The sequence below is a fragment of the Cyclobacterium plantarum genome, from assembly GCF_011290685.1.
Taxonomy (GTDB): Bacteria; Bacteroidota; Bacteroidia; order Cytophagales; family Cyclobacteriaceae; genus Cyclobacterium; species Cyclobacterium plantarum.
In genome coordinates this window covers 274,044-295,705 of sequence record NZ_JAANYN010000008.1, presented here as the reverse complement: position 1 = coordinate 295,705, position 21,662 = coordinate 274,044, and the positions used below count along the sequence as shown (strand labels likewise).

Genomic DNA, 21,662 nt, shown 5'->3' with positions numbered 1-21,662 from the left:
AAAAAGAAAATAAAATCCCAGACAGCACAAAATCCCTCTGCTGCGGCGTAGGGAAGAGCCCGTCCCGACCAGAGTTGGAAGGGATTTTTTTTACGAACAGACCTCTGTAGGATTATACATTTTGGGTCATTAAATAAAAACCTTTTTTATGAAAGCATAAGCACTATAATTCGTAAAGCTTAAACATAGAATCTCAGGTTTTTAAAGTTGATTCAATGATACGCTACAATACCATTGCCATTCTGAGTAGAAATTTTCAATAACTTAAAACCTGCTTTGCGCACTTCCCTGATCCGTCACCTTTAGCCGTAGTGCGGACGGATTGAATGCTCCTAAATCAATGCTTACCTGAATGAGGTGCTTTCCTTTGGGAAGCTTGAGTAGGGCTGTATTGGCCTGAATGCTGGCCATTTGATCAGCAGCCCAGACCGACAACCCTTTGGTTTCATTGAATTCCAATGCCACTTTTCCTTCACTTAATAGTTCTAGTTCAAACTGCAGTACGGCCATTTCCTTACCGGATTCACTTTTAAGAACAGGCAACTCTGTTACCGGCAAGCTTCCGGATACCGTACTATATAGCGGTATGCTTTTCCCTTCAGCCAATTTCCCCGAAATAGCCACATCGAGTACGGAAAATGCTTTCCAGCGTCGTACATAATTAGCAGTGGGAACCCTGAAATCTCCTGAAGTACCGAGTTTGGATAAATAACCTACCAAATCAATAAACTCCTGCCTTTCCAGACTCGCGGTTAATCCGGGAGGCATAAGAGAGCCTGAAACATTTTCCCTTCCAGCCACCTGGCTTTTGGGAATGGTAATTTCATTTCCAGCCATATCCCGCATGATCAGTTCGCTTGCCCCGTCACTGACCAGGTAGCCCATCATCAGGCTGCCATCTGTTTTATTTACCTCTTGAAGTTCATATCCTTCCTTTACTGATGCTGCAGGATCCAATAATGACGCTATGATATTGTCAATGGGAAGGCTGCTGCCCAAAGAACTTAAATCCGGACCAAGCTTACCCCCGGCGCCGCCAAGAGCATGACAGCTTTGGCACATCAATGTTTTTCTGCGGTAAATGCTTTCACCCACAATGGGATCGGCTTTGGTTTTGACTTCCTGGGCCAGCGCATAAACCTGCTGCTCTGTCAGGTCCTGAGGCATCCGTTCGGGAGGTAAAATACCTCCTGAAGCCTCAAGGGCATTCCGAAGATTTTGTGCCATGGTGCTGTTACGCCGGTGCCAGGGCAGGTATTGTTGCATGGCCTTCCTTCCGGTTTTGGCTACTGCTTCAGGAATGCTTCCTTCCCCAAGATTTTGGAACAAAACGGCGGTACCTTTTTCGGAACTCAAAAAGGCTGCAAACATGGTCAAAACCTCAGTTTCTGACAGTCCATCACGCCAAAGGCTCAATGATCCGGCAATCGCCTTTTCCGGATTGCTTCGTGCCAATTGACTAAGTGCAAGTACCTGGCTTTCTTTATTTTTTGCATTGGAAGCCAGATCCTGCAAAATAAGATTTCCTTTTTCGCTTTCCATGGTGGCCAAAGCTTCCATGGCTGCTGTTTTTATTCTTCTGCTCCCTAGTAAGGAAAAATCAAGCATTTGATTCAATTGTCCTTCAAGATTCCACAGGCCTGAAAGTACCAATGCTTTTTCAAGCACTTCTTCCTCGGAGGAACTATAGAGTTGGGAAATCAGGTCCAATCGGGAATCTGGTTGAATCCCTCTTTGCTTTTTCATTTGAATCAATGCATCAAGCAATAAGATTTGAGAATTGGATGCGGATAAGGACTGTTGGAACAATTGCCCTGCGGTGGCTTTGTCTCCATTCCTGGCCAAAACCTGGATTACCCTTGGAATATGGGCCTCCGGCACCTCATTGGCTAGAAAAATAGGCGCCAACATCTCAGCACTTTCAGCATCATTGAGAGCTGACAAGGCAAAAACTGTCTTTTCAGGGCTTTCAAAATAGGATTTTTCCGACAGAAGCCTGGGCATCCAGAAATCTTTTAGTTCTCTTACACTTTGCCAAAGTGCAAAATCCAGAAATTCGTTCATTGGCTGATCCAATACATTCAATGCCATTTTGGCTGCTTCGGGGCTGTTTATTTTACCCAGTGCAATGAGGGCTTCCAACCTGACGTTGGGATCGTTATCCGCAACAGCTTTTTCCAAAAATGCGAGGCTGCCAGGAATATGCTCCATCCAATGGCTCAACACACGCACAGCAGCTGCCCTGGCTCCAGCCTGTTTTGCATTTAACAAGTCTTTTAACAGCTGTTCATTGACTTCTCCAATAGCCTGAAAAGTCCATAAAGCTTCCAATAGATGGTGCTCCTTATTGGCTCCATTGGAATCCAGGCCTCGAGTGAATGCATTCAGGGTGGATACGACCTTTTCCTTGTCTTTGGATTTAAGCAATAGTTTTGCCTGAAGACGCGTGTTATTTTCAGCAGCCTTTAATTCAGCTACCAATTGGGTAACATCCATATTGTTCAGGTTGGGACTTTTGACAAGGGGGCTGCCTTTGCGTGTTAGCCGCCAGATCCTGCCGTGTTCCTGATCTCTTCTGGGATCGTGGAAATCAACCTCTCCATGTTGAATAATTGGATTGTACCAATCTGCAATGTAAATAGCCCCATCAGGGCCTACTAGAATATCCACCGGTCGGAACCCTATATGATCCGTCCACAAAAGGTCCTCAGCCTGTCTGGAAATCATTCCATTTGGGGTTTCTTCCAGTACAAAACGGTTGACACGGTTTGCTCTGAAGTCATTGGTGATCAGGCTTCCATGCCAGCTATCGGGCAAGTGTCCCCCGGAAACGATATCCAGGCCACTGTGTTTGGGCTGACCCGGGTTCAAGCCTTTTAAAACTCGTTCAGCTCCGGGAGCAGTAACAAAGGTGGCTCCGGGAAAGGCATAATTGATGCCTTCCGTTCCAGCTCCGTCCGTCAGGAAGGCTTTGCCCCATTTGTCGAATTGTAAGCCCCAGGGGTTGATCAGGCCTTTGGCAAAAACTTCCAGCTTTTTGGTTTGTGGGTTATACTGCCATACCCCTCCACCTTCCAATCTGCGAATGCCCCAGGGAGTTTCTACGTGGCTGTATATATAAATTGATTGGTTGAAATACATCAGGCCATCAGGTCCCCATCGAAAAGTATGGATCAGGTGGTGGGTGTCTCCGGTTCCAAATCCGGTAAGAATTTTTTCCTTCACATCTGCCTTTCCATCTCCATTGGTATCTTTTAAATGTAAAATTTCGGTGGAATTGGCAACATATACCCCGCCATCTCCGGGAAGTATACCGGTAGGCGTGATCAGGCCTTCGGCAAAAACCGTGGATTTATCCGATTTACCATCTCCGTTGGTATCTTCCAGAACTATGATTTTATCGTTGGCAGATTCCCCTGGACGGAGGTGGGGATAGGCTGTGCTGCTGACCACCCACAGCCTGCCCTCAGCATCCCAGTTCATTTGAATGGGCTTGACCACATCAGGATCAGAGGCGAAGAGGTTGACTTCAAAGCCATCGGCTACATGGAACATGTCCTTTTGAATTTGGGGATCCGGGGAGGGAATGTCCCGCAAGGCGTTTTGTGCCTGAAGATGTATTCCGAAACAAAGTTCCAAAAGGGTTAAAACCACGATTTTCATGATGCCCTTAATCTTATATTGGGGCAAGGTAAGGTAACGGTATATGGAACGCATGGGATTACAATTTTTCATTTTGAATGATCTTCAATACTTGATGTTTGCAGCGGATTTCAGGGTAAACGTTCTAAGCTGAAGTGCAACTCTCTCAGATTTTTGCCTTGGTTGATCTTGCCATCCAGCCAAAAAATCAAGGCATCCAGAGATTCCAATCCAGCCTGGTGCCTGCCTTGTTCATAGGAGCGGAAACCCAATATGTACGTTCTGTTTTGTGGCCGGTATTGTTGAAAATAAATCTGATCTTTTTCACGGATCAGGTCCAGTATTTGTTTACCAGCCGATGAAAGATCTATTAAAAGCCCTTCTTTCCAGGTATTTTGATCGGCAACAGCCAGCAGCTTTCCATCAAGAAATAGTTGATAATAGCCTTTTTTCAAACCCTGTATACTGATTTTTGGCCCTTTGAAATGTTCCGGAAAGATAAGTTCCGGCAGTCCGTTTCCATTTATTGTAAATTCCAGCTTTCCTGATTTAAAATCGGCATCCAATACTTTTGTTTCATTACCATTTGTTAATGATTTTTGGGGAATATTGATCAGGATATCAGAGGACTGTAAATTCAAGCCCATTTTTTCTCCCAGTGTCCGGGCCAGCATCAGGTAGCCTTTTTGGTTCAGGTGGATACCATTTGGCTCCCACAAATCTGCTTGTTTTGCGCTTTCAAAGGTCTCAAAAATATCCAGAAATAACAGCTCTCTCTCCCTTGCGATTCGGGCCATGCTCTGGTTGTAGGACTTGAGATCGCTGGCATACTCATCGGCTGATTTTGCTTCTTTATGCAGGAAATGGGGTATGGAGGAAACCAAAACAGCTTTGGTATTTATTGCTTCCAAAGAATCCAGCAACCGGTTTAATCCCTTTTCAAAATCACCGAGTTTTTCCTGACCTTTTTGTGCTTCAATGGCTCCGTAAGCAAGAAATGCCCAATCGGCCTGGCTTGATTTGATCTGATCTATCAGTAAGTCAAACGCTGAAGGAGGGTTGGTATAATAACTCCTGGCATCGCCAAAGACCGTATCTCCAGACCAGCCCAGGTTCCGGAAGGAGAGGTGCTTTTCCGGGTGATTACTGGTAATCAGGTACTCCAAAAAGCCGTATTGCTGCTCGTTTTCCATCAGGGCATTGCCCAAATAGATCAACCTGTCCCCATCTTTGGGATTAAAATTTTGTTGGGAAAATACAGAGGAACTGTAGCACAGAAAAATGAAAAGAAAAATAAAATTTGGATTCATGACCTTACAATCGGATAACGTTTAGGGTTTATTGGAATAATGATCACAATATAAAAAGTAAGCGTCGAATGCGGACAGAATAATTGAAAAATTCTATTATTGGCTGGATATTTCTCCGCACCCCTGGCAGTCTGAAGGTGAACGTATGCGATCTTTCGATCCTAATCCTATTTCCTGGTGGACATACGTCGCCGCTCCGGTTCAGATCGCTTTTTAGGCTGAGCCTGCCGAAGCCCGCTGTGCTCGCAATGACGGGTTTTTTTAATAGATGAAGCCTTGAGCATTAAAATTCAGGAAAAAGTTGACATCTTCATTTTAAATAATTAGTTTTAAATAAAAACACAGATGAATTATCAATACCTTCTTTTCCTGGCTATCCTTTTTTCTGGTCTCATCTCATGTAGCTCTTCCAGGGAAGAACTCAATGAGCAGGCAGAAATGGAGTTTGTCCGGGTAGATTCCCTGGTTTTTGATGAATTACAGACGCTTCGTATACTGGACTATCATCCCGGCCGGGAACTCTATCTTATGGTGACCCAGGGGCTGGAAGGCAGGTATTTTCTGATCGATAGCAAAGGGGAGGTCTTGGCAGAGGAGGGGTTGAGCGAAGGTCCCAATGCCTTTGGGATGGTGCTGCATCGTGCCGGGTTTGTGGGTGATGAGCTCATGTTTGTAAGCGATCAGGAAATTTTTATATATGATTTAGACCTGCAACAGCTCCGAAAATTTTCCTTTGAACAAGAAACCATGGTGAGAATGATTCATGCTCCCCTGGACAATTTCAATTCCTTCAGCATTGACAATCGTCCTCATGGCATCGCCAATCTCAGCGACCGCCTGTTGGATAAATATCCCCGGGACTATTTCGACACCTTAAACTATTTTCATTTGGTAAATCCGCTCAATGGGCAAGTGAAGAAAGGTGGAAAGATAGATAGTAGCAGTATTTTCAAACAGGATTATTTTTATCCCAGGAAGGATAAACCTGTGTATTTTTCCGACCAGAATTCTAAGTTCGTATCCCTGATCCTGCCGGCAGATTCTATTCTTTTTCAGTTTGATCAAAAACTGGAGTTGGCCAATAAAATCAACCTGGAAAGGCAACAACCAGACCAACTCACCCGCATGCCTTTGGCAGAGGCTGGGAAAGCCGCTTTCTATACCTTTGGAAAGGACATTTCTCTTGGCGGTAGTTTTACCCATATTGCTGGTCGGGGCGATGCCTTTATCGTGGAATACAAAACAGGTGTCGATCCCGAAAAAAACCATGAGGGTCTCAGCAGAGAAGAGATGGAGGCAGTAATGGCGAGTAGAAAGACCTATTATTACCCCATTAAATCCGGCAAACAAATCGGAAAGCCGGTACCCTGGGAAAAACCGGGAATCCTTAAATTGGGTTTGGGCAATGACCGCTACTTGCACTATGCGGACCAGGCCGATATCCATGAGGAGGAAAAGGAATATCAGTGTTATTATATTTATGAGTTGCGGGTTAAAAAATAGCGCCAAGGTAGGCGTCAATCCACCTTCTTAAATAATTATTCGAGGTACCATACAGTTGCTGCCTAACGCAGAACCTGATCAAAAAAAATTTAACCCAAGCTTATTAATATTTTAACCTAAAACGAAACTTTAGATGAAGAACTGGTTTTTTACAAAGTTCCGTTTCCGGAGGTTTTTTTAAGTGATTTCAATCATAAAACCTCCTTACTTTTATCATATTATTAATCAAATTATTCAAATAAATTTAATGATCATAAATATTTAAAAATCCCATCAAATCGAGCCTGCAGAGGCAGACAGGAATGACGGAATCGTCACACAATGGGATGACTATCCAACATGCGGGATTCCCTGTCCGACTGGCATCTTCCGGGCGGGCATGTGGCCATTAAAGAACAAATTATAGACACATGAAATCCCCAGAAAAGTTTCAATTGGCTCCTCTAATTATCCTTTTGGCTTTTGCCTGCAGTCCATTTGGGAAGGTTGATTATAACTATGACCGAACCATTGATTTCACCTTGTATAAAACTTTTGCCTGGGTACCCGATAGTACCATGCTAGGAGAAGAAGAAATCGGTGAGCAAGGCTACGATAAAAATATTGTTCTTAACAATTCAAAAAACTACATCAACCATAATTTAAGCCAAAGGGGGCTTTTAGTAAATATTGATTCCCCTGATGTAGTATTGCAATTGATTATTTTGAATGAAGAATTGGAAAGGGTTGTATCCAATCCATATCCGCCTTATACAGGATATTACTTTTATAATCCTTATTACTTTCCCTATTATTATCCCAGATACAGATTTTATACCTGGTACAGTTGGCCCAACCCCCCTTTTTGGAATTATGATGATACCGAACGCACAGTGACTTATATTAAAGGAAACATTACCCTTAACCTCTTTGATACAAGACTTAAAAAATTGGTCTGGACAGCAAGTTCAGAAGGCAATATATATGACCCCGAATATTTTCACTACCCCGTTCATCCTGCATTGGGTAAAATTTTGGATAAATTTCCAGTAAAACCAATCCATAAGCAAAATTCTATGGAAAAAAGCACCTATCCATTTAGAAATAATGGATGGAACAGAGATATCATTGACCCTTTATATCCCAGGTAAATGATTCAGCAAAAGGTTTTTTGGAGGCATCTAAACTTTAATTTCCATTTCAGATATATTTTTCTAAGCTTCCTTAAAGATTTAGGCTTTTATTATGGGGCATTTCATTTCCAGGCAACATTAAAGAAAATAGTTAGCATATGTGTTTTTCCGCAGGAGCAAGTTTCGGAGCCAGCATTCTTTTGGGAACGATTGGCATAGCATCAATACAAAAGACCAAAAATCTTCAATCACTGCCATTCGCATCCATTCCCATGTTTTTTGCCCTTCAGCAGATAATGGAAGGCATGCTTTGGATTGGATTGGGGGAACACGTAGATTCCAATTGGAGGTTTTTCCCAACCTTGATTTTTTTGGGTTTTTCTCAGGTACTATGGCCAATTTGGGTTCCGCTTTCCATCTTATTTCTTGAAAATAATCAAACCCGACGGAAGGTCCTCTCAGTTCTTTTGCTAATAGGAATATCTGTTTCCTGCTATTTTTTATATTGTATGATTGCCTTCGATTTTTCAGCTGAAATTCGGTCTGGACACATTAAATATACACTGGATTTTCCAGTATTTTTGGAGAAATGGAGCGGAGCATTTTATTTTCTACCGATTGTGTTAAGTCCCTTTTTAGCAGGTAGAAAAGAGATAAGGTTTCTGGGAATTGCAGTACTTATATCCTTTCTGATCACCATGATTTTCTTTTCAGATTATTTAATATCCATTTGGTGTTTTTTTGCAGCCTTGCTAAGTATTTTGGTTTTTGGCATTGTTCTCAAAATCAACAAAGAATGAGTTATCCTCTGATTAAAAAATATAATGTAAATTAAGAATAGGGACCTATATTTGGATATTGTTATATTTTCGAACCAATTTGTTTCCCAAATCACGACCTCATGAATCCTGAACCTGATGCTAAACCAGCCAGTTTTTCCAGAGTGACCATTACCGAGTTAATGATTCCTTCCTACGCTAATTTTGGTGGAAAAATTCATGGGGGAATATTACTTTCCTTGATGGACAAAGTGGCCTACGCAGCTGCCAGCAAGCACAGTGGCGCATACTGTGTCACCGTCTCCGTAGATACAGTCGACTTCCTGCAACCAGTAGAAGTGGGGGAGTTGGTGTCTTTAAAGGCTTCTGTCAATTATGTGGGAAACAGTTCGATGATCATTGGCATAAAAGTGATTTCGGAAAATGTGATGCAGGGGACAGTCAAGCATACCAATACCTGCTATTTCACCATGGTAGCCAAAGGAAAGGATGAAAAACCCACCCAGGTGCCTAAATTACTATTGGAAAACAAAACGGATGTAAGGCGATTTGTGGAAGCCATAAGAAGGAAAAAATACAAGCAGGAGTACAGTTCCTTTTTAGAAAAGTTAAAAATCAATTCTGGTAATGTAGATGATTTCAATATTCTGGAGGGGCAAAGATGTATTTTGCATCCAAACCTGAAATGATCTCCATTTAAAAGAAAATTCATTCACCAAAAGGACCCCTTTTTGAGTTAGAAACTTAATTGTAAAATTTTTATTCATCAAAAAAGAATTTAAATCTTATTTTTTATTGATTTAAGTCAGGTTTTTTCCATGTTCCTATTGGCATATTTACAGGAATAAATGGGTCAAAAGTGAAAAATTTAAAGGAGCTCACTGGAAATTTCCTAAGTGAAATTGGTGAGATTGCGCAATTTACCAGAAGGTTTTTTCGTGAAATCCTCAAGCCTAAACAGGAATTCGGGGAATTTTTTCACCAATGTTATTGGGTGGGTTATAAAACACTACCCCTGGTAGGTACCACCGCATTTATTATGGGACTTGTGCTGACCATTCAATCCAGACCCACATTGGTGGAGTTTGGGGCGCAATCAATGCTTCCTGCCATGGTTTCCGTTTCTTTGATAAGGGAAATTTCTCCTGTCATAACGGCCCTTATTTGTGCCGGGAAAATCGGTTCAGGCATGGGAGCTGAACTCGGATCCATGCGCGTAACAGAGCAAATTGATGCCATGGAAGTTTCCGGAACAAACCCTTTCAAATACCTGGTCATCACCAGGGTCATGGCGGCCATGTTTATGTTGCCCGTCTTGTCCAGCCTCTCTAATGCCATTTCCTTGTATGGCGGCTTTATGGGGGTAAATATCCGGGGAATGGTGAGTTGGAATCTGTATTGGACACAGGTTTTTGATGCCTTAAGTTACGGAGACCTGATTCCTTCATTGATCAAAACCTTCTTTTTTGGTTTTTCCATTGGAATTATTGGTTGTTATAAGGGTTATCATTCCAAAAAGGGTACGGAAGGCGTGGGAAGGTCTGCTACCTCAGCGGTGGTATTGGCATCGCTGCTGGTATTTATCATAGATCTCATTGCTGTTCAGATATCGGATATTCTTGGTCTTACTTAAAAATGATTGATATGAATCCGGTAGTTCAGGTGGAGAACATTCAAAAATCATTTGGAGAAAACCATGTGCTTAGGGATTTGTCCTTATCCGTTTTTCCAGGAGAGAATCTTGTCATTCTGGGAAAGTCGGGTTCAGGGAAATCGGTCTTGATCAAATGCATCATCAATCTTATTGCAACCGATAAGGGAAAAATTGAGGTATTGGACAGGAATATTCAAGAAATAGGACAAGATGAGCTTGATACACTAAGATCCAGAGTGGGGTTTTTATTTCAAAGTAATGCTCTTTATGATTCCATGAGTGTCAGGGAAAACCTGGAATTCCCTCTTCGCAGGCATTGGAATAAGGAACAACGACAAAAAGGATCAAAAAAAGCTGTTTTGGAGGCTTTAGATGATGTGGGGCTTGCTCATACCATCGATATGATGCCAGAAGAATTATCTGGAGGCATGCGGAAACGCATCGCATTGGCCAGAACCCTGATTCTAAAGCCGGAAATTATATTGTATGATGAGCCTACCACAGGCCTTGATCCGATTACCTCAAAAGAGATCAGCCAGTTGATGCTTAAAGTACAGAAAAAATACAATACCGCTTCTATCATTATATCGCACGATATGAATTGTATAAAAATTACCGCCAACCGGGTAATTATGCTTATAGAAGGAAGGTGTTATGCAGAGGGTACTTATGACCAATTGAAGCAATCTTCAGACCCCAAGGTTCTCGAGTTTTTTGAATAATTGAAAATAATCATGAACAATAGAAAAACAGAAAATTCAAAAGTAGGCTTGATGGTGTTGGCAGGTGCCTTATTCCTGGTATTTACCCTGTACATGGTAGGTAGGAATCAGGATATTTTTCGTTCTAATTTCACCCTTCAAGCTGTGGTAAGCCATGTAAATGGTTTGGTACCAGGAAATAATGTCAGGTTCATGGGAATGGATGTGGGAACAGTCAAGTCGATCGAAATGGCAAATGACACATCGATTAATATTACCATGGTCATCAATACAAAGATGAATCCCTACATTAAAAAAAATGCAAAAATTTCCATTGGTACGGACGGTTTAATGGGGAATAAGCTAGTCCACATCAATCCACAGGAAGGCAATGCCGGGATGGTTTCAGATGGAGATATCATCTTTTCGGATAAAGCCCTGGAAACTGATGAGATGTTAAGTACGCTTCACGCTACAAGCCTGCTTATTGAAAAGACCTCCATGAATTTGTACCAGATCTCTGAAAAGTTGAATACCAGTCAAGTCCTTTGGGAATTGCTCTCGGATTCCACAATTACCTCGGATATTAAAACCACTTTATCAGCCTTTCAAAAAGCAAGTGTCGAGGCATCGGAAATGCTACACTCCGGAAAAAAAATGATGCATACTTTCGAGCAAGGTAATGGTTTGATTAATATGGCTTTTACAGATACCCTGGCTTCCAGGAATTTGCTTACTTCCATAGAACACCTTCAGGAATCAAGCCGTGACCTGGAAGAGCTTTTGGGAGGGATGAAAAATTGGGTAAACCATATTGAGAAAGGTAAAGGATCAATAGGCTTGTTGATGGAGGATAGTTTATTAAGACAAACGCTGCTTAACAGTGCTATAAACCTGGAGAAAGGGACTGGTGACTTCCAACAGAATATGGAGGCCCTAAAATCCAATTTTTTGTTCAGGCGATATTTTAGGAAGCTTGAAAAAGACAGCATCAAAAATGAGCTCAGGAAAAATTAATCTGGTTGAGAAAATTGGTTCATTTTTTAACTGAGGGCCATGAATCAAAAATCAGTCTTTTTCAAATACCAGAAAATGTTGAATATTTAAAAACTGACCATTCCGACCCAGTTTGAATCCATTGGCATTCAGTTCTTTGACCACCTGAGCCACAGTCATCTTGTGCAGTGGTTTTATCGCCACTTCAGGATCTTCTCCACGGTATTCTATAAGCAATAATTTCCCATCAGGTTTAAGCGCCTTTTTGATATTTTGCAACATCTCATGGGGGAATTCCAGTTCATGATACACATCTACCATGATCACAAGGTCAATTTCGTTTTCAGGCAAATTTGGCGATTTTTCTGAACCCTTTATTGTTTTTACCTGATCAAAATTAAGGTTGGCTGCTTTTTCCTGAATATAGTCTATAGCTTCCTGTTGGATCTCCACAGCGTAAACTTTTCCCTCTGGCACCCGTTCTGCAATCCTGAAAGTATAATACCCTGAGCCAGCTCCTATGTCTGCTACTACGCTGTTCTTTTTGATAGGCAAATTGGCAATCGCCAGTTCCGTATTTTCTTCTTCCGACCTGCCTGGCCGTTCCAGCCATGCCATGCCATGGAAACCCATGATATGAGATATTTCCCTTCCCATGTAAAATTTGCCAATGCCATCACGACTTGCTGAAGCGTATTTATAAATTGTTTCTTCCTGGGCCTGACTTGAATTAACGATAATTTGAAACAAACCAATGAAGATGAGGATATGACGATAAAATTTAGGCATACTCTATAAACGATAAATGAAGGGCCTTGTTTGATTTTATGCAAAGATTAAAATACGGTCAATTTTTTTGAATAAAGGTTAATCAAATTAAACCGCGTTTGAAACCTATCAATCCATGCAAAATTTGTTTGCCGGGATTGGTTGAATTCTTAAAGCCAAAGGTATTGATAGATAGCCACTTTGGAAAATTTGATTATATTTATGAAAACCTAAAATCTTATGAAAGCTAAATTCAATCTTGCCTTAATTTGTATGACCTTGCTTTCAGTGTATCAGTTGAAAGGGCAGACCATTGAAGATGGTAAAGCCATAATCGATCTGGTAGCCAGGTATGCTGAAGCCAGAGACAAAGCAGATACCATTTTATTGAAATCAATCATTACGGAAGATATGGACCAGCTGGTTTCTTCCGGTGAATGGCGCCACGGAATGGAAGCAGCTGTAAAGGGTATGATAGGCAGTTCACAGGTTAATCCGGGTGAAAGGATACTGAAAGTGGAACGTGTCCGGTACTTATCAGAACAAACAGGGATCGCCGATGCCCGCTATACCATAAAAAATGAAGACGGATCGGAACGAAAGATGTGGAGCACTTTTATAGCCGTAAAAAAAGGGAAAAACTGGAAAATTTCAGCCATCAGAAACATGTTACCGGCTGTAAATTAAAAAACCAGTACGGTGTTTATTATACTAAACCCCATACTGGTTCCTATTCTGAATTCCGGATTTTATTTCCCTTTCACTTCATTGACTACCTGAATGGCTTTTTGGGCCATTTCCTGAATTTTGGGATAGTTTTTTTCCTGGAGCAAGGTTTTGCTGACCAATTTACTGCCCATACCTACCGCACAAACCCCGGCCTTAAACCAGGATTCAATGTTGTCTTTGTCCAGGGAAACGCCACCGGTGGGCATAAACAACAGGTTAGGAAATAGCGCCTTTATGGCAGCCATAAAGCCTGGTCCCAACATATCGCCAGGGAAAAGCTTGATCATTTTTGCCCCCATATTCTCCGCTTTTATGATTTCAGAGGGTGTCATGCATCCGGGTATCCAAAGCATGTCATGTTGATCTGCTATTTCTGCCACTTCCTCTACAAGGCCCGGACAGATGATGAAATCAGCACCGGCAGCGATGTAGGTACTGGCCATGTCCTTATTTTTAATGGTGCCAATACCAAGCAGCAGATCTGGCATTTCTGCATTTCTAAGTGCCACCATTTTTTTGAAGTTTTGTAAAGCAGCCTCACCCCGGTTGGTATATTCCACCATCCGGATTCCTGCTGCATACAATGCTTTCAATACTTCAAGGCTAACGGTTTCGTCTTTATCAAAATATAAGGGGAGGATCCCCTGTTCCGGTATCTTTTTTAATATTGATGCTTTATCGCTCATGTTGCTAAAGGTTTTATATGTGTGCACAGATCAGGATCTGTATCTTATCTGTAAAAGGCTGAAACGTGTATACAGTTTAGCTGGTGAATACTTAAATTTTAACTTTAACGACCATCTTTTTAATATCTCCCTTACCAATCATGGGTGAATGCACATCGGCAGGAAACAATATCACAAACTGGCCAGGCTGCATCCCAAAATACATTTCGGGATCTTCGGCATAAAAGGAAACGTCTTTTTCCGGATTGTATTCTCCTTTCACTTGCTTACAGGATGCTCTTGGCTTCCAGCCTATTTGCTCTTCGCCAGAAATCAATACTTGTATATCGATGTGCTGGTCATGGCATTCAAACTTCTCATTCGATTCTTCAGCCGTCTTGGCAGGCTTGGTAAATACGGCAGCTACGATGGAATCTCCATCGATCTCATATTTCCCATCGGCCATTGCTTCCAGATTTTGTGCCTTGATGTAGGCAAAGGCTTTTTCGAAAAGTGGATGCACACAGTGATATTTCCTGCTGTTTTCTAAAGTATCCAGTATCATCTTGTCAACAATTAACGCTGAACCCTTCCACTGGCGTCTCCACCCATCAAAACCTTTACCTCAGCCAGGGTAGCGTGGTTCATGTCACCTGGTATGGTATGTTTGAGAGCAGATGCAGCCACTGCAAACTCACAGGCATCTTTCATTGCCATTTTTTCCACCAGGCCATAAATGAATCCGCTGGCGAAAGAATCTCCGCCACCTACCCGGTCGACAATGCGAACATCATATTTTTTGGAATGGTAAAATTCATTGCCATCATACACCAGGGCACTCCATCCATTGTCCGAGGCACTGTAACTTTCCCTTAGTGTAGAAGCGATGTATTTAAAGCCAAACTTATCTTTCATTTGTTTGAACACATCCTTATATCCCTCCAGGTTTAGCTCTCCTTTGGTGACATCCGTTTCATTACTTTTGAACCCAAGGGTGGTTTCTGCATCTTCTTCGTTGCCAATGCAAACATCTACGTACTGGCAAAGCCGGGTCATTACCTCTTTGGCCTTTTCCTTGCTCCACAATTTTTTGCGGTAGTTCAGGTCAATGCTGGTAGTCACACCTTTGGCTTTCGCAGCTTTTAACGCTGCTTCGGTCAGTGCTGCTGCCTTGTCACTTAGTGCAGGGGTGATCCCTGTGGTATGAAACCAAACGGCTCCGTCAAATATTTTATCAAAATCAAAATCAGCAATTTCAGCTTCAGCTATGGAGGCATCTGCGCGATCATACACCACCTGGGAAGCCCTCATGGAAGCTCCTGTTTCCAGAAAGTAAATGCCAAGTCTTTTTCCTCCCTTAGCGATAAATTGGGTGTCCACGCCATACCTTCTCAAATGATTGATGGCAGATTGGCCGATAGGGTTGTCAGGTACCTTGGTTACAAAGGTTCCTTCCAGCCCGTAATTACAAAGTGCTCCAGCTACATTTGCCTCTCCACCGCCATAAGTGATGTCAAAAGTGTCAGTTTGGACAAAACGTTTAAAGTCAGGGGTTGATAGACGAAGCATTACTTCACCAAGGGTTACGACTTTTTTGGACATGATTATTTGATGTGTTTAATGATGAATTGAAATATTGATTTGAAAGCTTAATGGGTTAGCTTTTCGAAAGCAATTACGCTACAAAAGCCCTTTTCAAGACAAGACTACTGCTTTATTTTCGAAAAACCAAATAACATCCCTGGTTCGGAAAGTATTTGATTCGTAATCAATAACATAGAAAAGAGTATCGATTTTCAGTGATTTGTACATGTATAGAATAAAACCTTTCGCTTTTGGGAAGATTGTTTGAAATTTACCCAAAAAAATAGGGGGAAAGCGGTGGTGGTAGTTCCTGAGGTACTTTTATTCCTTTATTCCGCTATTCCTCCTGATTTCCCCGGTATTTTTTTTGCATTCCCTGGAGAAAGTTGCGCATGATCTGGTCTTTACAAACACGGTACTGGCTTTGCTCTGGTTTTCTGAAAAAAGCACTCAGTTCATGTTTGCTGATTTTTCGCCCGGCCAGCTCCAGTATTTCCAACATGTCTTCATCTTTCAATTGTAAAGCTATTTTTAACTTCCTTAGAATGACATTATTGCTAAGTCTGCTTTCAGGCACAGGCTGAGAGCCGTCTTTTTTACCCCTTTTATAATTGATCAAACCATTTAGAAATACAGCTAGCTTAAAATCACTGAGTGGGTGAAAGGCTTCATCGTCATTTTTTTTAAGCCAGTCGCTGACTTCAGCCCGGGAAACTTCCATGTCAGCCTGAGAAAAAATGTGAATCATCTGATCATCACGGAAATCAAAAGTATACCGAAGACTCCTTAGAATATCGTTGTTGTGCATAAGATTCAAATATAGCTATTACATTTGGAAGGGATAAAATCAGTTTTAAGATTAAATGTCAAAAAAAGCATTGTCGCTGAAAATACCCAAAATCATTTCGGTTTTTTTTACCTTCAGGCAATGAAAATGAATACCTACACCCTGATTACCGGAGCTAGTATGGGCATTGGTAGGGCATTTGCCTTTGACTGCGCCAAAAGGGGCATGAATTTGCTTTTAGTGGCTTTGCCGGGTCCTTTATTGGAAGAAACCCGGCAACAGCTTTTGCATTTGTATCCAGTTAAGGTCCTTATTTATGCCACTGACCTAACCATAGCCCATTCAATTATTGAACTATATGAATTTTGTAAAGAAAACCGGCTTGAAATCAACATGTTGATAAATAATGCAGGTGTAGGGGCAGGGGGGCGATTTGAAAATATTCCCTTGGAAAAATACCTGAAGATAATAGACCTGAACAACAGGGTTTTGGTATTAATGTGTCATTATTTTTTGCCGATCTTAAAAAAACACCAGCATGCTTACATGTTGAATATGAGCAGCATGGAAGCCACTTTGCCCTTGCCTTATAAGGCCGTATACACGGGTACCAAAAATTTTGTATATGCTTTTTCCCTGGCTCTAAGAGAAGAGCAAAGGAAAGGACCGGTAAAAATAACGGTAGTCTGTCCCGGCCCTGTCATGACCAATGCGGAAGCCCTAAAGCGCATGGAGGCTCATGGCAATCGGGCCAAATGGCTTCTGAGCAGTCCTGAGGAAGTGGCTGAATTGGGGTTAAATGGTTTATTGAAGGGAAAGGCCGTCGTCATACCCGGCAAAATCAATTGGATTCTGGTAAAACTGATGAAAGTTTGTCCAACTGGATTAAAGATGAGGCTTTTGGAAAGACTTTTTCGGGTATATAGCAAACATTGATTTATTTCGGAAAATACGTTTTGATCCCACACATGTCCATGCTCAAGTCCCAAAGTTTGGCTGCATTTACGGACGAATCGGCTGAAGAAGAGGTACTTTTTATATTACAATTGTCCCAGTATTTGCCAGATATTCCTTTTACCTGATCGGAACTAGCGAGGTAAATACTCGTCTCGGCCCCCTTTTTAGGAGATTTTCCACAAAGTCTTCTGATTTTCCACAAGAACCCGTGCAAGGAAAAAGTATGTTTCAGGCCGATATCTGTTTTGACCAAACCAGGCTGTACTGCATTAATGGTAAGTTTCTTTTCTGTTTTTCTTACTTCGAATTCATGTGTAAAGAGCACATTGGCCAGTTTGGATTGGGCATAGGCCCTTAAACCATGGTATTTTTTTTTCAGGTTGACATCATCAAAATGAATTTTACCATGAAAATGAGAATCGGAACTCAAATTGATGATTCTCGGGTCTTCTGCTTGTAGCAATAAAGGAAGCAGCAAATGGGTCAAAAGAAATGGGGAAAGATGGTTGATGGCCCATTGCCTTTCAATTCCGTCTTCTGTAAGTTTGAATTCAGAAAACCAGGACCCTGCGTTGTTGATCAGGACATCTACTTTTGGATAGGACGCTGCGATTTCCTTGGCCACTTTCCTGACCTGTTTTTGGGAAGTCAGGTCGGCAATGGCCAGGTCAATTTCTGCATCCGGGTTGGATTTAAGGATTTCTTCTTTGGCGCTTTTGGCTTTTTCTGCCGAGCGGCAAAGCAGGATTACACGAAATTCCCTCTGAGATAGTTCTTTAGCTGTTTCAAAACCTATTCCTGAATTGGCACCTGTTATCAGGCAAATTTTTTCTTTCATATTTTAGAATAATTAGGATTGGGGAAAAATGAAAATTCAAATAAACCTGGAAGGGTACAGTTTTATGTAAATAACAAGTCATATGTCTTTAAAACCCTTTCTTTGAAAATCAACAGAACATTTCGAGGCTTCCTTAATGTTTATGTTTTACCTTTGCCGTTCAGAATGGAGAAAAGCACCTATAAATATGCCAAAAATTATTGTGAGGAGAACGTATGGCAATTGTGTGTTCATCCGGATATCGAATCACAGGAAAATGTAGTATTGATCATATCTAATACAAGTAGAAATTGCCCTTTTTGGTTTCATAATCCTGTAGAAAATGAAAATCCAGTCTGCTGGGATTACCATGTGGTCTTATTGGCCCGGAAGCAGGAAAAATGGTGGATATATGATTTTGATTCTACCCTTGAATTCCCCTGTAGCCTGGATTCTTATCTCAGTCAAACTTTCGGAAAGGAAAGATTATCTCCGGAAACTGCGCCTTTATTTAAAGGATTGCCAGCCAAAGATTTTGCCAGCAACTTTTTTTCCGATAGAGCACATATGAAAGATGCCATTGGCAACTGGATTTTCAGTCCGCCTTCCTGGCCTGAAATTGAGCATGGCCATGACAAAAGGTTGGAAATAGCAGAAATCATGGATTTTAGCGATTCCAGCCAATATGAAATCATCCAACTGGATGAATTGAAAGGCAGGTACCTGTAGGGTTCAATTTTCAAAGTTTATAAACCTCAAAGTTGAAAGGAAATCGGCTACTCATTTTGGCTTGCTTTTAAATTTTCTTTTGCCTCCTTAATGTGGGGATACAGGTCATAGGTTGGGTAAAACTCTGTAGAAAATGCCCCCCAGACACTTTTCTCTACGGCCATATTCAGGGTACGCAATTCACTTGCCGGTATTTTCAAGGTGACCACCTGCCCAATACCCATCAGTACGTACCAGCTGACTACTTTTGCAGAAGGGGGAGGGAAATTTTCCAAAAAGCCGTTGTTATTCCGGATCTCCCGCAATTCATCAATATTCTTGTCCTGGTGGTGCTTCATAAATATTGTGATCATCAGACTGTCAGAGGGAGTGGTTTGCGCCTTATCCTGGGCATAGGAAGAAAAACAGCTGAGGAACAAAAGCAATACAGGGGTTAAGATTTTCATAAGCCTGTTATATTGGTTTAACCAAATGTATAAAATAATTTCATGTGTTTATAATTTGTTATTAGCGGTCACATGCCTGCCCGGATGATGTCAGTCGGACGGGGAATCTCGCATGTTTGATAATCATCCCTCCGTTAGTCGCTTGCGTCATGCTTGATTTCTTATGTTAATTGGAGTCCGCAAACCTGAAATTGTTGGTCTGGAAGAAAGGTAATGCCCAAAATGCCTAAAAAATTGGCAAACATGACCAAGGAGGCTTTATTTTTATAAAAATAGCATGATTATCCCGGGCCAATTTGATGTTAAGATGTAGAAAGCAGAGATCAAAAAATCCCGGGAATATTTCCGGGGATTTTTGGTCTCTGCTAAGGGTATGGATGCATAACCTTTATTTGCAAAACAATACCCGGTCCCAAATACCATCATGTTGGGATTCACCATTGGTTAGTTTAAGTTCTGCATTCAACCTTACCTCATAAGAGCAATTGGGTAAAGCTGTTACATCCCCCGTATAAGCTGATGTTCCATGGGCTTCTTCTCCCGGAGAAGGAAAGACGATCGGAGCAAAATTATGGGGACCTCCCGGACCTGTCATTCCTAAACTGACGACGCCTAAATTGGGATTGGCAGCGGTATATTTAACGGTCAGGGAATCTGAAATGGTGCTGCAGCCTCCCGCTGTAGCCAACTCCTCCAGATCTATGGAAGCCACACCTAACTCGTTGCTGTTGGTTGTTGGAAGCCATGATCCACGTTGGGGAACATTGAGGTATTTGGTGTTGAAAACGGCTAAAGGTCTGGACACCCCTGCTACTACTTCGGAGGCTGAATTTCCCGCCTCCCTCTTAACCATTCGCAAGCTGAAATACCTGTTTTGCTGAAGGGGATTTATGGTGGTGGTACTATTCCCTGGAACCAACCCCCCCATATCTACAGGTGTATTGGCAATGGTAGTAGAAATCAATTTAATCAAAGGCCCATTATTGTTCAAAACTAGGTTGTACCCCATAGGCAAGGTCCCACTCTGGGGTACTTCGATCCAATTTCCGTTGAAACTTACCGGAATCTGGCTGCCAATGGCATTGATTGCGATATCCTCGTATTCAAATAATGGGGTTAACCTCCAACCATAACCGATAACTGTATTCGCAATTTGACTGGGAATAACATCCGTCCATGCCCCTGGTGCTCCCGGTACCGGATCTGTGGGATTGGCAAGTTCGGTATATTGAAATTTGTATTCCATGGGCTGTCCGTTGAGCTTTTCAGTAATGGCACCTACCAGAGCCAGGTTATTGTAAAAGGCCAGGTCGTTCCAGGAAGCTGTAGGCTTGCCAATGGTTTTTCCGTTTGCCGGATTGATGTTTAAAATAGAATTATACCGCCTTAATTCTCCGATGGCAAAGAAATATCCCACAGGTTCCGTACCATTTCCTCCATCAGGTTGGTCCTTGAGGCACAGTCTAACGCAGAAGCAGTTACCCACATTTTCACGATCCGCCTGCCTGGCACGTGAGGGAGGTTCTTCGGAAAAAACAGTCCCGGCAAAGGCAAATTTAAAGTAAATATCAGGGCCGTTTCCCCATGGAAACAGGGGCGTTTCTACATTTATCAATGGAGAAAGAAATGTCTTTTTAAAATCTTTCGACCTGTAGTAAATGCAAAAATGACCATTGGCATCCGTTAGGGCAGTACCCAAAAGGTCATCAGAAATAATATCATCATCCATGGCCTGCACCTCAATACCTGACAGTGCCTGCTGTGTTTCACAATTAGTCAGAATACCACAAATCACCCAAATATCCAAAATAGAAAGAATCCTGCACCATATTCTATTCGAAATGCGGTAATTCCAACTCGCTTCCAACCCATTGTTGGTTTCTCTCCATTTGGGCTGAATCACATTCAAGGTTGCCTGAAATGGTTTGAAATTCTTCGGTTTCGATGTGTCTTCTTGACCATAATCAGGAATTTCAGCATAATGGATATCAAATTCGACTGCTTCCCCTTTATATTTAGATTTGTCACCATCAATTTGAAAAATGTAGTTACCCGATTCGTCTGTTTTGGTCTCAGCCAGCAGTTGTTTTTCTTTGGCCTTTATTCCTTTTTCGTCAATGAGCTGAAAAGTCTCTTTGGCTTGTGCGGCTACCAAAACGGTAGCCTCTTCAACATTTGCTCTCGATCTGTAAAGTCTGACAGTCGTGTTTGCCAGGGGCATAAAATGATCATCACATTTTACCCCAATTAGGTTACCTTTGAGTGTGTATAGCATTTTTTTAACATTTAGGGAATTGGAAATGAGTTACTTATAACAAAATGTAGCCATTTTATTATATTTAAACAAAAAAAATTCAAATTTTTTAGGAATGTATTTTCACTCTTTTACTAATCGTTCTTCCAGAATGAAGCCTCAGGTTAAACTACAGCTTATCCCATATCCGGAAGGACATTAAGTGCTATCAAATCAGCCTGTTATCCAG

Annotated in this window: 20 protein-coding genes; 10 read left to right on the top strand and 10 right to left on the bottom strand. The window is 41.7% G+C overall.

Annotation, left to right across the window (positions count from 1 at the left end; genetic code table 11):
* Positions 1-264: 264 nt before the first annotated feature.
* Both G9Q97_RS18705 and G9Q97_RS18700 read right to left on the bottom strand, forming a co-directional pair.
* Positions 265-3,663 (bottom strand): PVC-type heme-binding CxxCH protein, encoded by a 3,399-nt coding sequence (locus G9Q97_RS18705; RefSeq protein WP_449397386.1) that lies wholly within the window; start codon positions 3,661-3,663, stop codon positions 265-267.
* Positions 3,664-3,773: 110 nt separating this feature from the next.
* Positions 3,774-4,952: a GDSL-type esterase/lipase family protein gene (locus G9Q97_RS18700; protein WP_166149613.1), complete on the bottom strand. Its 1,179-nt coding sequence runs from the start codon at positions 4,950-4,952 to the stop codon at positions 3,774-3,776.
* Between the two features lie 345 nt (positions 4,953-5,297).
* Here G9Q97_RS18700 and G9Q97_RS18695 point away from each other — a divergent pair, with 345 nt between their 5' ends.
* The 7 genes from G9Q97_RS18695 to G9Q97_RS18665 all read left to right on the top strand — a co-directional run bounded on the left by G9Q97_RS18695 (position 5,298) and on the right by G9Q97_RS18665 (position 11,718).
* A complete protein-coding gene (locus G9Q97_RS18695; protein WP_166149611.1) occupies positions 5,298-6,455 on the top strand; it encodes a hypothetical protein in 1,158 nt (385 codons plus the stop codon).
* Positions 6,456-6,865: 410 nt separating this feature from the next.
* Positions 6,866-7,585, top strand: a complete 720-nt coding sequence (locus G9Q97_RS18690) for a DUF4136 domain-containing protein (protein ID WP_166149609.1) — start codon at positions 6,866-6,868, stop codon at positions 7,583-7,585.
* Positions 7,586-7,725: 140 nt separating this feature from the next.
* Positions 7,726-8,367 (top strand): DUF6629 family protein, encoded by a 642-nt coding sequence (locus G9Q97_RS18685; protein ID WP_166149607.1) that lies wholly within the window; start codon positions 7,726-7,728, stop codon positions 8,365-8,367.
* Positions 8,368-8,468: 101 nt separating this feature from the next.
* The gene (locus G9Q97_RS18680; protein ID WP_166149604.1) at positions 8,469-9,035 is read left to right on the top strand and encodes an acyl-CoA thioesterase; all 567 of its coding nucleotides are present in this window, start codon (positions 8,469-8,471) and stop codon (positions 9,033-9,035) included.
* A gap of 170 nt (positions 9,036-9,205) precedes the next feature.
* Positions 9,206-9,979, top strand: coding sequence for an MlaE family ABC transporter permease (locus tag G9Q97_RS18675; protein ID WP_166149602.1), 774 nt, complete (start codon positions 9,206-9,208; stop codon positions 9,977-9,979).
* 11 nt (positions 9,980-9,990) lie between these two features.
* The gene (locus G9Q97_RS18670; protein WP_166149600.1) at positions 9,991-10,722 is read left to right on the top strand and encodes an ABC transporter ATP-binding protein; all 732 of its coding nucleotides are present in this window, start codon (positions 9,991-9,993) and stop codon (positions 10,720-10,722) included.
* Between the two features lie 12 nt (positions 10,723-10,734).
* Positions 10,735-11,718 (top strand): MlaD family protein, encoded by a 984-nt coding sequence (locus tag G9Q97_RS18665; RefSeq protein WP_166149598.1) that lies wholly within the window; start codon positions 10,735-10,737, stop codon positions 11,716-11,718.
* 51 nt (positions 11,719-11,769) lie between these two features.
* Here G9Q97_RS18665 and G9Q97_RS18660 read toward each other — a convergent pair whose 3' ends face one another.
* Positions 11,770-12,486: a class I SAM-dependent methyltransferase gene (locus G9Q97_RS18660; protein ID WP_166149596.1), complete on the bottom strand. Its 717-nt coding sequence runs from the start codon at positions 12,484-12,486 to the stop codon at positions 11,770-11,772.
* A gap of 219 nt (positions 12,487-12,705) precedes the next feature.
* Between G9Q97_RS18660 and G9Q97_RS18655 the strand changes: the two genes are divergently transcribed.
* Entirely contained in the window at positions 12,706-13,152 is a 447-nt protein-coding gene (locus tag G9Q97_RS18655) for a DUF4440 domain-containing protein (RefSeq protein WP_166149594.1), read from the top strand.
* A gap of 62 nt (positions 13,153-13,214) precedes the next feature.
* On the opposite strand, the gene G9Q97_RS18650 is transcribed toward G9Q97_RS18655, so the two are convergent.
* The 4 genes from G9Q97_RS18650 to G9Q97_RS18635 all read right to left on the bottom strand — a co-directional run bounded on the left by G9Q97_RS18650 (position 13,215) and on the right by G9Q97_RS18635 (position 16,251).
* Positions 13,215-13,880 carry a bifunctional 4-hydroxy-2-oxoglutarate aldolase/2-dehydro-3-deoxy-phosphogluconate aldolase gene (locus tag G9Q97_RS18650; protein WP_166149592.1) on the bottom strand — a complete coding sequence of 222 codons (666 nt, stop codon included), beginning with the start codon at positions 13,878-13,880 and terminating at the stop codon, positions 13,215-13,217.
* 91 nt (positions 13,881-13,971) lie between these two features.
* Entirely contained in the window at positions 13,972-14,424 is a 453-nt protein-coding gene (locus G9Q97_RS18645) for a YhcH/YjgK/YiaL family protein (RefSeq protein ID WP_166149590.1), read from the bottom strand.
* Positions 14,425-14,435: 11 nt separating this feature from the next.
* Positions 14,436-15,461 (bottom strand): sugar kinase, encoded by a 1,026-nt coding sequence (locus tag G9Q97_RS18640; RefSeq protein ID WP_166149588.1) that lies wholly within the window; start codon positions 15,459-15,461, stop codon positions 14,436-14,438.
* Positions 15,462-15,780: 319 nt separating this feature from the next.
* Positions 15,781-16,251: a YehS family protein gene (locus G9Q97_RS18635; protein WP_166149586.1), complete on the bottom strand. Its 471-nt coding sequence runs from the start codon at positions 16,249-16,251 to the stop codon at positions 15,781-15,783.
* A 120-nt stretch (positions 16,252-16,371) separates the two neighbouring features.
* Between G9Q97_RS18635 and G9Q97_RS18630 the strand changes: the two genes are divergently transcribed.
* Positions 16,372-17,166: an SDR family NAD(P)-dependent oxidoreductase gene (locus G9Q97_RS18630; RefSeq protein WP_166149584.1), complete on the top strand. Its 795-nt coding sequence runs from the start codon at positions 16,372-16,374 to the stop codon at positions 17,164-17,166.
* Between the two features lies 1 nt (position 17,167).
* Here the strand turns inward: G9Q97_RS18630 and G9Q97_RS18625 are convergent, their stop codons facing one another.
* Positions 17,168-18,025 (bottom strand): SDR family oxidoreductase, encoded by an 858-nt coding sequence (locus tag G9Q97_RS18625; RefSeq protein ID WP_166149582.1) that lies wholly within the window; start codon positions 18,023-18,025, stop codon positions 17,168-17,170.
* Positions 18,026-18,127: 102 nt separating this feature from the next.
* On the opposite strand from G9Q97_RS18625, the gene G9Q97_RS18620 reads away from it, so the two are divergent.
* Positions 18,128-18,733: a protein N-terminal glutamine amidohydrolase gene (locus G9Q97_RS18620; protein WP_166149580.1), complete on the top strand. Its 606-nt coding sequence runs from the start codon at positions 18,128-18,130 to the stop codon at positions 18,731-18,733.
* Between the two features lie 47 nt (positions 18,734-18,780).
* On the opposite strand, the gene G9Q97_RS18615 is transcribed toward G9Q97_RS18620, so the two are convergent.
* A complete protein-coding gene (locus G9Q97_RS18615) occupies positions 18,781-19,179 on the bottom strand; it encodes a hypothetical protein (protein WP_166149578.1) in 399 nt (132 codons plus the stop codon).
* 388 nt (positions 19,180-19,567) lie between these two features.
* Positions 19,568-21,454, bottom strand: a complete 1,887-nt coding sequence (locus tag G9Q97_RS18610; RefSeq protein ID WP_166149576.1) for a hypothetical protein — start codon at positions 21,452-21,454, stop codon at positions 19,568-19,570.
* Positions 21,455-21,662 lie beyond the last annotated feature (208 nt).